We start from the raw sequence: 12,493 nt of genomic DNA on the forward strand, positions 1-12,493 counted from the left end.
GACCTCCTAGAACTTGATCTTGATGACACGGCTGAGCCAGAAGCCACCGAGTATCAGTAATAAGACGGACGCCCCGATCATGGCCCAACCGAGAAGACTGGTGTATAGCGTGCCAATGTACCCAGGGCTTGCCACGCTGAGATACAGGAACATCCCTATCGGGAGGGCCATCAGAATGTAAGCAGAGATCCTTCCCTCTGCGCTCAGTGCTTGAACCTGTCCCTTAATTTGGGAGCGTTCACGGATTGTCTCGCCCACGTGATCTAACACGTCCGCGAGGTCGCCTCCGACCTCACGGTGAATTTCAATGGCCTGGCTGGTCCAGTCGAAGTCCTCACTCCGTAATCGACGAGCCGCGTCCAACATGGATTCCCGCAAATCGCGACCGAGACGGGTCTCGTTGACTAAACGTGCGAACTCTTCTGATGTGGGAGCATCCGCCTCCTTGGAAACCGCGTCAACTGATCTCAAAAGACTATGGCCCGCCCGCAGGCCGCCAGCGAGCATTTGTAACGTGTCACCAAGCTGGTCCTCGAATTTGGCTCTTCGTCGACTTGTCAAAATATTGAGGAAAACCAACGCGCCCAAGGGCGTGGCAAGAAGTAAGAGAACACCCAATACCGGACCTCCCAAGATGAATCCCACCGCACCCATTGCGACGCCGACGCAGGCGATGAGTAAGATGAAATCTGCTTGCCGCATCTTCAGCCCGGCCTGTTCAAGTGACTCTCGACTTCCGAATCGCGCATTGCCGCTGACATTGCGCTCAACGAAGGTGGCAGCCGAAGTGGTGACCCGAGTCAGGACTGATGGCTGGCTCGTGGCACCCGGCCGTCGACGCGATAAGGCGATCTCTCGGTGACCGCCACCTAGCGTTGCCAGGAACAGAACGGCAATTGCTAACACGCAGAGGACGATCCCGACCGCGAGAAAGATAGGGTTGTCGACCGTCACCGGAATCCCCCCCCGATGGGCGAACTGCCAAAGACTGCCGGGGACAGCGGGATGCCTAGTTCCGCAAAGTGATCTACAAACCGCGGCCGCACGCCGGTGGGAATTGGGCGGCCTAGGAATTTGCCCTCGGCGTCCACACCTGCACTGTAGTCAAATGCGAAAGCATCCTGGAGCGTGACAATGTCGCCTTCCATACCCTGCACTTCCGTGACGTGCGTAACGCGGCGCGTGCCATCGCGCAGCCGAGAAATGTGCACGATCAGGTTGACCGCCGAAGCTATCTGTTCCCTTATGGCGCGGAGCGGCAGGTCCATACCCGCCATCAGTACCAAGGTTTCCAGCCGGGAGATGGCATCCCGGGGCGAGTTTGCATGAACGGTGGATATTGAACCATCATGACCAGTGTTCATGGCTTGAAGCATGTCCAGCGACTCACCACCGCGGACCTCACCGATCACGATGCGATCCGGGCGCATTCGGAGCGAGTTGCGAACTAACTCGCGGATGCTGACCTCGCCCTTGCCCTCAATATTCCGAGGCCGACTCTCGAGCCGGACCACGTGCTCTTGCTGCAACTGCAACTCGACGGCGTCCTCTATGGTTACAATGCGCTCGTCCGCGGGCAAAAACGATGAGAGCACGTTCAGAAGTGTGGTCTTTCCGGTACCGGTACCCCCTGAAACAATGATGTTGAGTCGAGCCTGGACACAGGCATGTAGCAACTCGGCGATTTCTGGGGAAAGGGTCCCGAAGGAGATCAGGTTATTGACCGTGAGCGGCACATGTCCAAACTTGCGGATTGTAAGGGTGGATCCGCTCACTGCCAACGGCGGGATAATTGCGTTTACTCGGGATCCGTCTGAAAGACGGGCATCAACAAGGGGGGATGATTCGTCAATTCGCCGGCCCACTTTCGTGACGATCCGCTCAATTATGCGGCGGAGATGCTCTTCACTATTGAACTTGGCCCCGGTGAGGAAAAGCTTTCCCCGGCTTTCGACGTATACCTTGCTGGGCCCGTTGACCATGATCTCAGTCACGTCAATGTCGTTGAGGAACTTCTCCAGAGGCCCAAGACCCAGCACGTCATCGATGATGTCCTGAACTAGGCGCTGACGTTCGGAAGGACTGAGGGGGATTTCGTCTTCCTCAATGATCGCGCGCAACTCGTCCTTGACATACTGCTGGAGCTCGGCGTCGTCCATGGAAGAATCGGTGATCCGGCTACCCATACGCTCGTAAAGTGCGGTTCCGGCACGTTCCTTGACGGCGCTAAGGGCTTCATTTGTTTCGGAGCCCATAATTTTCGGTTCTGGGTTGCCCCCTGGCAGGTCAGATGTGCCTCCGGCTTGCCCGGCCCATGGCCCGTTCTGAACGGTGGTCGTCGCTGTGGTGGGTTTGTCGAAACCGCGAGCGGCTTCCAGACGCTGGGACAGGCTCATTGGACTATCGCCCTTCTGTGAAGTTTCTTGTGTGGTCTTTGTTCCCAATCTGGCTTGAAACGCTCCACGAGCTGTCCCAAGCCCTTCCCTGCGCCATCTCTCGATCCGTCCTGCAGCAGCGGAACTCCCTTGTTCGTGGAAAAGGGCACCGCCCTGGAACGAGGAAGGACTACATCGACTGGACACCCGATGGTGGCCTCAACATCTCCCAAGGAGAGACCTGTCCGACGATCAGCGAAGTTGAGGACAACATGCCGTTGCTCCGGCAGGAGGTTGAGCTCCCGGAGAATGCCGAATCCTGTTCGCAGTCCCCGGATGCTGGGAATGTCCATGCCACAGACCCAGACTGCATCAGTTCCTAGCTCCAGTGTTGCGAGGACATGTTCACCGAGCCCAGGAGCAGTATCGACCACCACGTACTGGAATTCATTGGCCAACTGACTGATCAGATGGCCAACTTGCTCCCCGCTGATGCGGTCCGCATCAGCGGGGTTTAGAGGAGCACAGAGGGCGTATATCCCGGCCGGGTGGACGGTGAGGTAGGACTTAAGGACCATGCTGTCTTGGACGGCAGCCCCGGTAACCGCGTCCGTCAGCGTTCGTTCGGGTTCCAGCATTAGCCCTGATGCCACGTCTCCGAACTGCAGATCCAAGTCGAGTACCACGACGCTCATCGGTGCTATCTTTCCTAACCCGACGGCCAGATTTGTTGCGACGGTTGTCTTGCCAACTCCACCCTTAGGGGACATCACTGCTATCACGCGGCCCCCGGTCGGCTGGCCTTCTACACTGCTGCCCAGGCCCCGCCGACGGCCGGCCGCGGCTAGGCTGGCCCTTTCCAGCATCATGCGAATAGCGTCCACGTTGGCTGTTGGATGCAGCAGATCGCGGATGCCAGCACGCATAGCGGGCAATGCCACCTCCGAGTCGTTGCCCGTAACCAAAACGATGCTAATTTCCGGATACTGCAGATCGAAGAGACTGGCCAGCTGGATTGAATCTTCCTGGGGCAAACCGGGACCCAACAGGATTACTTCAACCAGCTCCCCCGAAAGGACCCCCAGAATGTGATCTGGACTCGGCGGGAGATAGTCGGCGGTGATGGAGTGGAGGTTTCCGTGAAGTCCTGAGACCGCCTTCTCTGTGCGTTGCGAAAACTCATGATCAGCCGTGACCAACACGAATCTGCTCATCGGTACAGCTCCAGCTTCTTGATGACCCCTCCGGCGCTCTCCACGGAAGTGTCTGGCTCCTTCGTCAGCCAGACTGAACCGAACTCGGCCCCAAACGCAATCTTGGTTGAGTCAACGTCGTTCCTGGCTAGGGTGACAAGAAGCTGGCCCGAAGGGAGTTCTGTATTTGCCTGCTCCGCGGGGTCCGTCTCACTCGGCTTGGTGGTGGATTTCGCGACTGACCTTTGGACGCTGGTCACAAGCACTTTGTGGAATACCTGTTGGGCTGTCTCAGCGTCAGGCGCTTCCCTGTTGGCACCCTTGTCAAAGAGAACTATTACCCCTACCGTGTCGCCGGCAGCTATCCGGCCACCGACTACACGCTGCGCCTCCAGCTGGACTGAAATCTCCTGCATTCCAGCCGGAACAGGAACCGATCCGGGAGCGGAGAGACTTTGGGGATCGACCAGCCGGGCTCCGAGGAGGGCTTCCCCAGGCAAGATTTCAACCGACGCCACTTTTCCTTCGATGCCGTCCAAGCTTTTCAAAGCCCCGTTAGGGACCGAAGCGGAGGGCATGGAAGTCAGTTTGACGGAGGCCTTGATCTTCTCAAGATCTGATCCTTCCGGAATCTGTGACTGGACGACTAGAACTTCGATGGGTTGCAGGTCTTTTTGAGCTCGGGCTTCAGTGCCCTGAACATATGCGACTAGTAGCAAAGTGCCGACTATTGCTAACACAAGTGCGACAATGCCTCCCAGTAGGCGAGTTTTCACTTTTCGATCTCCTCTTCAATCATTGATTGTGTCGTACTGACTTTTCGGTCTAGTTAGAGAGTTTGGCCCCAAGAGCCCCATAGGTTGTGGGACCTCCGAGTGTGCCCAATTCCGCTAGCGAAACTTTCTTTATGAATTCTCCGTAGATTCCGTTATCGCTGTTTTTGAGCTTTATGTCTTTGTCAGCGACGAGCTGATCGTGGAGGACCGTGGCGTCCGGTGTCATATAGTCCTTAGGCAACTTGGTTCCGCCGCCGAAGTTCCATCCTCGTAGCGAAATTTGTGCGAACGCTTCAATGTGAAATTCTGCATTGGCACCAGTACCCCGTACGTCGTCGAAGATCGGAATAAGAATGTCGACCGTTCCACCGGGTTGGGATAGAATCGCACCCCATTTGTTCAGCAGAGTTGCGCAGTCGCTGTCATAGTTGTGTCCGGTGTTCGTTCCGACCCAGGGATCTGCGATGTTTACTGATGCAGTGCATGACCCTGCCGGATGATCGAGCCAGCCGAAGCCTCCAGGAACTTCAAGACCGGACGAGGACGGAGTGACGCACTCATAGCCGGGCATATCGGCAATGGCGTTGCCATGCTCTGGAAAGAACTGAAGGGCTTTTGTGAATCCCGGATCGGATTCGCATTTCGAGAACGAAAGCGGAAAGACGTTGCCGGCCATAAAACCGCCGAACTTCGCCTGAGCCGACGCATGGATGACCGTGGTGTCGATTCCTAGCACTCGCGCGAACACCAGGGACAGGTGATTGTTGCCTGCGTCGTCGCGGGACTCAGTGGTCACATCGACCGTGCCCGCATTTACGGTAGCCGTCACGACGTTGCTGTGTTCGTCGACGGCGTTCCCGTTAGCGTAAACAGACGCCGACGAGAGGGGCGTGCTGCAGGCGGCAGCCGGCGGGCTGGCGGCACACGCCTGGGCAATGGCCAGAGCAGATGAATCGGCACCGTTTTGCAATTGGGCGTGCTCCGAATACATCATCCCGACGTCTACTGCCAGCGCAGTCATTCCCAAAAGAAAGACCAGCAGGATCGCAGTTAGTGGGGCAACTACACCCCGTTCAGATTCATCCGTCTTTATCCTGCGCATCGCATTACACCTCTGCTTGAAACGGTGAGGTTCGGTGACATGCCTGGGACCAAGTTCGGCAGGCCCGTCATGTAAGGAACTGAATAGGTTATGGTCACGATCACGTTGCTGTCAGCCGCGCACGCAGAACCCGGCGAATAGGCTATGGCTATATCAGCAGGGACGAGCGGAACCGAAGGTGCCGCGGCGATGCCAGCTGAGCGGGCATCTGCTGGCGTATACCCCGTATCAGACGAATGAATGGCGGCGTAGCGGGACGCTTCTCGTGCCGCTTCACTCAACGAAACTTGGATGTTGAAAGCACGCCCGTACTCGGCGATGCCAAATACGAGCAGGACAAATATGGGAAGTACGAGTGCGAACTCGACCGCTACTGCGCCTCGCTCGGGTGAACGGCTGTCGCGAAATCTCTGAAGGAAACGCATCAGAAACCAGCCTCAACTATCTGAAATCCAGGCAAGAGATGCTGGCCAATGAGCCCAACAACTGTGACGATGATGGCCGCGATTAATACGACTAAGAAGCTGTATTCAATGGATGTGGCGCCGCCTTCGCTCAAAAAGGCTTGACGCATGCTGGTGGCCAAGCGCGCCGCGAGTGTTCGAAGCTGAATCCTGAAACCGTGCATAACCCCTCCTTGTGGAATTGAGAAAAGAGGACGGATGGACAAAATAGGGAGCCCAGCGGCGGAACCGAAATCGTAGAGCAGACGCTCGATCTATCCGGCCGCACCACTGGGCTCCCTAATAAAGGCTGCTATTACGGCAGTGCAGTCTCGATGGTGGTGAAGGCTGTCAGGACGTCCTGGCCTACCAGGCCGACCATGACAACGATCACAGCCGCGATCAGAGCTACAAGAAGTCCGTATTCAACTGCGGTCGCACCCTTTTCGGACGCGAGGCGATCCCGGAGGCCGGCGATGTAAGCAGTCATTGAGACCATGAGAGAAGTCATTTTAGGTTCCTTAATTCGATGAAATTGATTGGATATTACTTTCAACGAATTTCCAGCTGCCCCCATGATTCTTAGCGGCTGGACTTCGCTAAGGAAAGATTGGCACCGGCGTTCCGGGCCAACAATGCGTAGTGGTACTCGACTTTCTGAGGTGTGTTTTGCGGGCGTACTCGAACCACCGCGGGCGAGTACTCACACGACAGGAGTCCTTTAGGAAACCACTACTTGGATTGCCGAGCGCGGCATCTCGACGGGAGTGGCCTGCCAGGGCCCCACAGGCTAGAGCATGAAGAGGGCAACGCCCGCGGCTGCGGCGAGCATGGAGGGTCCGTGGGCCACTTCTGAGGCGCGCCCAACACGGTTCCTGCGCACTACATACAAGGTGACAAGGCCATTCAGAATGAAGCCCAGCAGGCCGCCGTACAGGAGCTGGCTCCATCCTAGGTACCCCAGGTAGAGGCCGACCGGTCCCGCGAGCTTGACGTCGCCCATTCCGATGGCGCCGGGGGAAATTAACGCCATGATCAGGTACATGACGAACAGGATTGCGGCTCCGGCCAAGGCTCGAAGGAGGCTAGCCCACTGCGGTTCTGCAAAAACCGACGCGAGAAACAAGGAACAGCCACCCAAGAACACGAAAAGGACCAGGGGGTTCGGCAGCAAATGCAGCGAGAAATCAATTCTTGCCAGCTGCACACCCATGACAGCAAGAAGAATAAAAGCCGGGAGTGCGGTATCCGGCCCAAAGCGATACGCAAAGGCGGTGCACAGCACAAACGTGATGATCGCCGTCGTAACCCGGACCCGGGTGGCAGGCAGCCCGCCAAGCCGGGGGAGGAGCCTGGCGATGGCCATCTCGGCCAGAGGTGCAAGAATGAATCCCAGGAGTCCGATGACCGCCACAAACAGTGGTTCGGAGGTGGCGGCGTTGCCCAACGAAATCACTAGAGTCCCCCTGCATGCATCGGGCCGGCTGGTGGCGACGGAGCGTCCGGCTACCCCATTTTGACCCTGAGGCCTGGTTCAAGCTAACATTGGTAGTCGTTGTGCGTGTCCTTTCTCGATGATGCGTGCCCGCTTGAGAATCCGGTTGCAGGATAACTACTCAACGAGCACATTCGGGACTTCAGGATCACTGGTTACATAGAGCCCTCACCTCTGTTCCGGTAGCGCATAGATAGTAGGTGCACACGCTTGAGTGACACCTAAACAAGAACGCCAGAACAAGAACGAGGCAAAAACCGTGCGTACGTACACCCCGAAGCCCGGCGATATCAACCGCCAGTGGCACGTCATTGACGCCACAGACGTTGTCCTTGGTCGTCTCGCGAGCCAGACCGCAATCCTGCTGCGCGGCAAGCACAAGGCCACCTTTGCGTCCCACATGGACATGGGCGACTTCGTCATCATCATCAACGCCGAGAAGGTTGCCCTGACCGGCGCCAAGCTGGAGCAGAAGCGCGCATACCGCCACTCCGGCTACCCGGGCGGCCTGACCTCCGTCAACTACGCGGAACTCCTGGAATCCAACCCGGTCCGCGCCGTTGAGAAGGCCATCAAGGGCATGCTCCCCAAGAACTCCCTCGCTGCACAGCAGCTGGGCAAGCTGAAGGTGTACCGCGGTGCAGAGCACCCGCACGCCGCGCAGCAGCCCAAGACGTTCGAAATTTCCCAGGTCGCCCAGTAGTCCTGGCCACCAAACAACTTATCTATACAAGGAGAATCGTGGCTCAGAACGAAGAGACCACCGAGGCCGTTGTGGCTGAGGAAAACCCGACCAGCTACACCTCGGAGAGCGGTCCTGCGGAAGCAGAAGCGCCGAAGAAGGAACGCCCGGCACTGACCGTTGCCGGCGCCGCAGTTGGCCGTCGCAAGGAAGCTGTAGCCCGCGTGCGCATCGTGCCCGGCACCGGCAAGTGGACCATCAACGGCCGCGCGCTGGACAACTACTTCCCGAACAAGCTGCACCAGCAGGACGTCAACGAGCCCTTCAAGATCCTCGATCTTGATGGCGCCTACGACGTTATCGCCCGCATCCACGGTGGCGGCATCTCCGGCCAGGCCGGTGCCCTGCGCCTCGGCATCGCCCGTTCACTGAACGAGATCGACACCGAGAACAACCGCGCCACCCTGAAGAAGGCTGGTTACCTTCGCCGTGACGCACGCGTCATCGAGCGTAAGAAGGCCGGTCTCAAGAAGGCCCGTAAGGCTCAGCAGTACTCCAAGCGCTAAACCCGCTTGCACAGAAGCCCGTCCCGCCATTGGCGGGGCGGGCTTCTGCCGTTAAGCGGCGCTTCGCCCAGTGACTCCGGCGTCACTCTGACCAGCCCGTTCAAAGCCCCGCGCCGCCGTCCTCTAGACTTGTCCACGATGTCTAGATTATTTGGAACAGATGGTGTCCGGGGCCTGGCTAACGGCCTGTTGACTGCCGAGCTGGCGATGAACGTGGCCCAGGCGGCCGCCGTCGTGCTTGGTCATGACCGCAATACCAAGGGCACCCGGCCCCGCGCCGTGGTGGCGCGCGACCCCCGCGCCAGCGGGGAATTCATCGCCGCCGCCGTTGAGGCTGGGCTCTCAAGCTCCGGTATTGATGTCTACGACGCCGGCGTACTCCCGACGCCGGCCGCGGCCTACCTCGTGGCAGACCTCGACGCCGACTTCGGCGTCATGATCTCGGCCTCGCATAATCCGGCCCCTGATAACGGCATCAAGTTCTTCGCGCGCGGCGGGCAGAAGCTTCCTGATGACGTGGAGAACGCCATCGAGGAGCAGATGGGCAAGGAGCCGCAGCGGCCCGTCGGCAGCGACGTCGGCCGGATCCAGCGCTTCTCCGACGCCGAAGACCGCTACATCGTCCACCTCCTGCAGACGCTCCCGCACCGCCTCGACGGGCTGAAGGTAGTCCTGGACTGCGCCCACGGCGCCGCCAGCGGCTGCTCACCCCAGGTCTTCAAGGACGCCGGCGCCGACGTTATCGTGATCGGCGCCGAGCCGGACGGCCACAACATCAATGAAGGCGTGGGCTCCACCCATCTCGGTCCGCTCAAAGCCGCCGTGCTGAAGCACGGAGCCGACCTCGGCATCGCCCACGACGGCGACGCCGACCGCTGCCTCGCTGTGGACCACGAAGGCACAGTGGTGGACGGTGACCAGATCATGGCGATCCTGGCCGTCGCCCTCAAAGCCTCAGGCAAGCTCATCGACGACGTCCTGGTGGCCACCGTGATGAGCAACCTCGGCCTCAAGATCGCACTGCGCCAAGCAGGCATCACGATCCGCGAAACAGGCGTCGGGGACCGCTACGTCCTTGAGGAGATGCGGGACGGCGGATACAACCTCGGCGGCGAGCAGTCCGGCCACGTGATCTTCGCTGACTACGCCACCACAGGCGACGGCGTCCTCACAGGGCTCCAGATTGCCGCGCAGGTCGCCCTGACCGGCCGGCCGCTCAAGCAGCTCGCCACTGTGATGACCAAGCTCCCGCAGGTACTCATCAACGTCAGGGGCGTTGACCGCACCCGGGTGGCTAGTTCCGACGCGCTGGCGCAGGCCGTGGTCCTGGCCGAAGCCGAGCTGGGCGATAACGGACGTGTCCTGCTCCGCCCCTCAGGCACTGAGCCCGTAGTGCGGGTCATGGTGGAAGCAGGGGATGAGGCAACAGCCCACTCCATCGCTGAACGCCTGGCCCAGGTTGTCCGCAACGAGCTCGCGCTCGAGCTGGTCACCGACTGATCCACGACACAACCAGGTGCGGCCCGCCTCCGTCAGGAAGCGGGCCACACTTGTCTGCGGTGAGGTTACGGGGTGCGCTGCTGCAGCGAGTCCCGGATTTCGGTCAGCAGGGCGATCTGCGGATCCTCTGCAGCCTCTTCCTTGACATCCTTGTTGATTCCCAGCTTGCGGTTACGGAGCTCGATCATGTGGTTCATGGGAAGTACCACCACGAAGTAGATGGAGGCGGCCACCAGCACGAAAGAAATGATGGAGGAGATGACGGACCCGTACATGAATCCCTCCCACTGCATCTCTTCAACGCCCTTGGCACTGAACAGACGTCCGATCAGAGGCGTCAGCAGGCCCTGGACGATAGAGGTCACGACGGAGCTGAATGCGGCACCCATCACAACGGCTACGGCAAGGTCAACGACATTGCCCTTCATAATGAAATTCTTGAATCCTGTCAGCATGAGTACCAAGCTAGCGCATTGCCGTTAACAGGGGATGACGCCCTGCAACACATCAGCACGGTGTTCAGGCGTACCCCGGCGCCGCGTCCACCCCGAAGTAATCCTCCACGGTGCTGATGCCCCGGGTCGCCATGTCCGTGGCGGCTTCGACGCCGATGTACCGCAGGTGCCACGGCTCGTAGTAGTAGCCGGTGACCGGGTGGAACATCCACGGATACCGCACCACAAATCCGAAGCGATGGCCGTTCGCCTTCGCCCACACAGCCGCCGGCTGGTCGGCGAAGCATGGCTGGAAGCCGCACGCCCCGCCGCCGTCTCCGATGTCAAAGGACCAGCCGGTCTGGTGCTCCGAGTAGCCGGGCCGGGCGCTTGCCGTGTCGGCATCGGCCTGGCCGCGGGCTGCCACATAGCCGTTGTACGTGGCCACCTGCGTGCCGTAGGAGCGGTAACCGCTGGCCAGCGTCATGATGACGCCGTCCTGCGCGGCCGCGGCGAACATTGCTTCCGCGGCCGCCGCCGTCGTCCTGTTCAGCAGGGCCGCCTCGCCGGATACGGCCAGCATGACGTTCGGCTGGACCAGGTCCGCCGGAACGTAGTCCGCCGGCGCCAGCGGACGGTGTTTGTTGACCACCAGCCACGGGCTGGCCGGATCCGTCAGCGAAAACTGTCGGGGCAGCGCTGCCGACGGCGGTACGGGAGCCTGCGGCGGCGGCTCAGCTGCCGCCGTCGTGCTTTCCACTGAAGGGACCGCGACGGCGGACGGGGATGCGGAGGTCACCCCAGGTACAGGGGAGGAGGACGACGGCGTCACCGCGGCGGGTGCCTCCGGCGTGCACGCTGCCAGGACCGTCAGCCCGGCTCCGGCGGCAAGGAAGCGGGCGAAGGAGCGGCGGCTGGCTCCCGAGCGGCCGCCTGCCACGCAGTCGTGGCACACGCGTGTTAAACCTTCCGCAGCAGCATGCGGCGGATGGAGTGGTCCGCGTCCTTGGTCAGAACCAGTTGGGCGCGGCCCCGGGTGGGAAGGACGTTTTCCTCCAGGTTTGGCTCGTTGATGCGCTTCCAGATGTCCCTGGCGGTGCGCTCGGCTTCGGCAGGGGACAGCGTGGCATACCGGTGGAAGTAAGACTCAGGCTGCGCGAACGCGGTGCTCTGGAGCCTGCGGAACCGCTCCACATACCATTCCTCGATGTAGGCGGTCTTGGCGTCGACATAGATGGAGAAGTCGAAGAAATCACTCACCGCCAGGCCCTGCTTGCCGTCGTGGCGCGGGCGGGCCGGGGCCAGCACATTCAGGCCCTCCACAATCAGCACGTCCGGGCGGCGGACCACCACTTCCTTGTCCGGCACGATGTCGTACGTAACGTGGGAGTACCAGGGCGCCCGGACTTCCTCGGCGCCGCCCTTGACCTCGCTCACAAAGCGCAGCAGCGCGCGGCGGTCGTAGGACTCGGGGAAGCCTTTGCGTTCCAGCAGCTGGCGGCGCTTGAGCTCCGCCAGGGGGTAGAGGAAGCCGTCCGTGGTGATCAGCTCAACGTTGGGGGTGCCGGGCCAGCGCCGCAGCATCTCCCGGAGCACGCGGGCGATGGTGGACTTGCCCACGGCCACCGAGCCGGCCACGCCAATGACAAACGGAGTGCGCTGGGTCTGCTCACCCAGGAAGGTGGTGGTGGCCGAATGAAGCTGGCCCGCGGCTTCCACATAAAGGTGCAGGAGCCGTGACAGGGGCAGGTAGACCTCGCGGATCTCCTTCATGTCCAGGGGATCGCCGAGGCCACGCAGACGGACAATGTCCTCTTCGTTAAGGGGCTGCTCCATCTGGGCGGCGAGCCGGGACCAGGTCTGGCGGTCCAGCTCAACGAACGGGGAGACACCCTCACCGTTCGCTTCATTGCGTTGCAAAGTCACT

The 12,493-nt window shown here is 60.4% G+C and carries 15 protein-coding genes; 3 read left to right on the forward strand and 12 right to left on the reverse strand.

Going from position 1 to position 12,493, the window contains the following annotated elements; all coding sequences use genetic code 11:
- Positions 1–6: 6 nt before the first annotated feature.
- From NFC73_RS01535 to NFC73_RS01575, 9 genes are all read right to left on the reverse strand, one after another.
- Positions 7–954 (reverse strand): type II secretion system F family protein, encoded by a 948-nt coding sequence (locus NFC73_RS01535; protein ID WP_254747067.1) that lies wholly within the window; start codon positions 952–954, stop codon positions 7–9.
- On the reverse strand, positions 951–2,396 hold the full coding sequence (locus NFC73_RS01540) for a TadA family conjugal transfer-associated ATPase (RefSeq protein ID WP_254747069.1): 1,446 nt from the start codon (positions 2,394–2,396) through the stop codon (positions 951–953). Before NFC73_RS01540 ends, NFC73_RS01535 begins: the two co-directional genes overlap by 4 nt.
- The gene (locus tag NFC73_RS01545; RefSeq protein ID WP_254747071.1) at positions 2,393–3,589 is read right to left on the reverse strand and encodes a CpaE/TadZ family protein; all 1,197 of its coding nucleotides are present in this window, start codon (positions 3,587–3,589) and stop codon (positions 2,393–2,395) included. Before NFC73_RS01545 ends, NFC73_RS01540 begins: the two co-directional genes overlap by 4 nt.
- Positions 3,586–4,344 carry a Flp pilus assembly protein CpaB gene (cpaB, locus tag NFC73_RS01550; RefSeq protein ID WP_254747073.1) on the reverse strand — a complete coding sequence of 253 codons (759 nt, stop codon included), beginning with the start codon at positions 4,342–4,344 and terminating at the stop codon, positions 3,586–3,588. The genes NFC73_RS01545 and cpaB overlap by 4 nt, the downstream gene beginning before the upstream one ends.
- A 49-nt stretch (positions 4,345–4,393) precedes the next feature.
- Positions 4,394–5,446 carry a pilus assembly protein TadG-related protein gene (locus NFC73_RS01555; RefSeq protein ID WP_254747075.1) on the reverse strand — a complete coding sequence of 351 codons (1,053 nt, stop codon included), beginning with the start codon at positions 5,444–5,446 and terminating at the stop codon, positions 4,394–4,396.
- Positions 5,434–5,871: a TadE/TadG family type IV pilus assembly protein gene (locus NFC73_RS01560; protein WP_254747077.1), complete on the reverse strand. Its 438-nt coding sequence runs from the start codon at positions 5,869–5,871 to the stop codon at positions 5,434–5,436. The genes NFC73_RS01555 and NFC73_RS01560 overlap by 13 nt, the downstream gene beginning before the upstream one ends.
- On the reverse strand, positions 5,871–6,074 hold the full coding sequence (locus NFC73_RS01565; protein ID WP_254747079.1) for a Flp family type IVb pilin: 204 nt from the start codon (positions 6,072–6,074) through the stop codon (positions 5,871–5,873). Before NFC73_RS01565 ends, NFC73_RS01560 begins: the two co-directional genes overlap by 1 nt.
- A 131-nt stretch (positions 6,075–6,205) precedes the next feature.
- Positions 6,206–6,400 carry a Flp family type IVb pilin gene (locus NFC73_RS01570; RefSeq protein ID WP_254747081.1) on the reverse strand — a complete coding sequence of 65 codons (195 nt, stop codon included), beginning with the start codon at positions 6,398–6,400 and terminating at the stop codon, positions 6,206–6,208.
- Between the two features lie 279 nt (positions 6,401–6,679).
- A complete protein-coding gene (locus tag NFC73_RS01575; RefSeq protein ID WP_254747083.1) occupies positions 6,680–7,345 on the reverse strand; it encodes a prepilin peptidase in 666 nt (221 codons plus the stop codon).
- Between the two features lie 298 nt (positions 7,346–7,643).
- Here NFC73_RS01575 and rplM point away from each other — a divergent pair, with 298 nt between their 5' ends.
- The 3 genes from rplM to glmM all read left to right on the forward strand — a co-directional run bounded on the left by rplM (position 7,644) and on the right by glmM (position 10,132).
- Positions 7,644–8,087: a 50S ribosomal protein L13 gene (gene rplM / locus NFC73_RS01580; protein WP_058931751.1), complete on the forward strand. Its 444-nt coding sequence runs from the start codon at positions 7,644–7,646 to the stop codon at positions 8,085–8,087.
- A gap of 38 nt (positions 8,088–8,125) precedes the next feature.
- Complete coding sequence (gene rpsI / locus NFC73_RS01585; RefSeq protein ID WP_056344277.1) at positions 8,126–8,632, forward strand: 30S ribosomal protein S9; 507 nt, start codon at positions 8,126–8,128, stop codon at positions 8,630–8,632.
- 138 nt (positions 8,633–8,770) lie between these two features.
- Positions 8,771–10,132, forward strand: a complete 1,362-nt coding sequence (gene glmM, locus NFC73_RS01590) for a phosphoglucosamine mutase (protein WP_254747085.1) — start codon at positions 8,771–8,773, stop codon at positions 10,130–10,132.
- Between the two features lie 65 nt (positions 10,133–10,197).
- On the opposite strand, the gene mscL is transcribed toward glmM, so the two are convergent.
- From mscL to coaA, 3 genes are all read right to left on the reverse strand, one after another.
- Positions 10,198–10,587 carry a large conductance mechanosensitive channel protein MscL gene (mscL, locus tag NFC73_RS01595; protein ID WP_254747087.1) on the reverse strand — a complete coding sequence of 130 codons (390 nt, stop codon included), beginning with the start codon at positions 10,585–10,587 and terminating at the stop codon, positions 10,198–10,200.
- A gap of 64 nt (positions 10,588–10,651) precedes the next feature.
- On the reverse strand, positions 10,652–11,521 hold the full coding sequence (locus NFC73_RS01600) for a M15 family metallopeptidase (protein WP_254747089.1): 870 nt from the start codon (positions 11,519–11,521) through the stop codon (positions 10,652–10,654).
- A gap of 5 nt (positions 11,522–11,526) precedes the next feature.
- Complete coding sequence (gene coaA, locus NFC73_RS01605; protein WP_254747091.1) at positions 11,527–12,492, reverse strand: type I pantothenate kinase; 966 nt, start codon at positions 12,490–12,492, stop codon at positions 11,527–11,529.
- Position 12,493: the final 1 nt, after the last annotated feature.

The organism is Pseudarthrobacter humi, from assembly GCF_024294965.1.
Taxonomy (GTDB): Bacteria; Actinomycetota; Actinomycetes; order Actinomycetales; family Micrococcaceae; genus Arthrobacter; species Arthrobacter humi.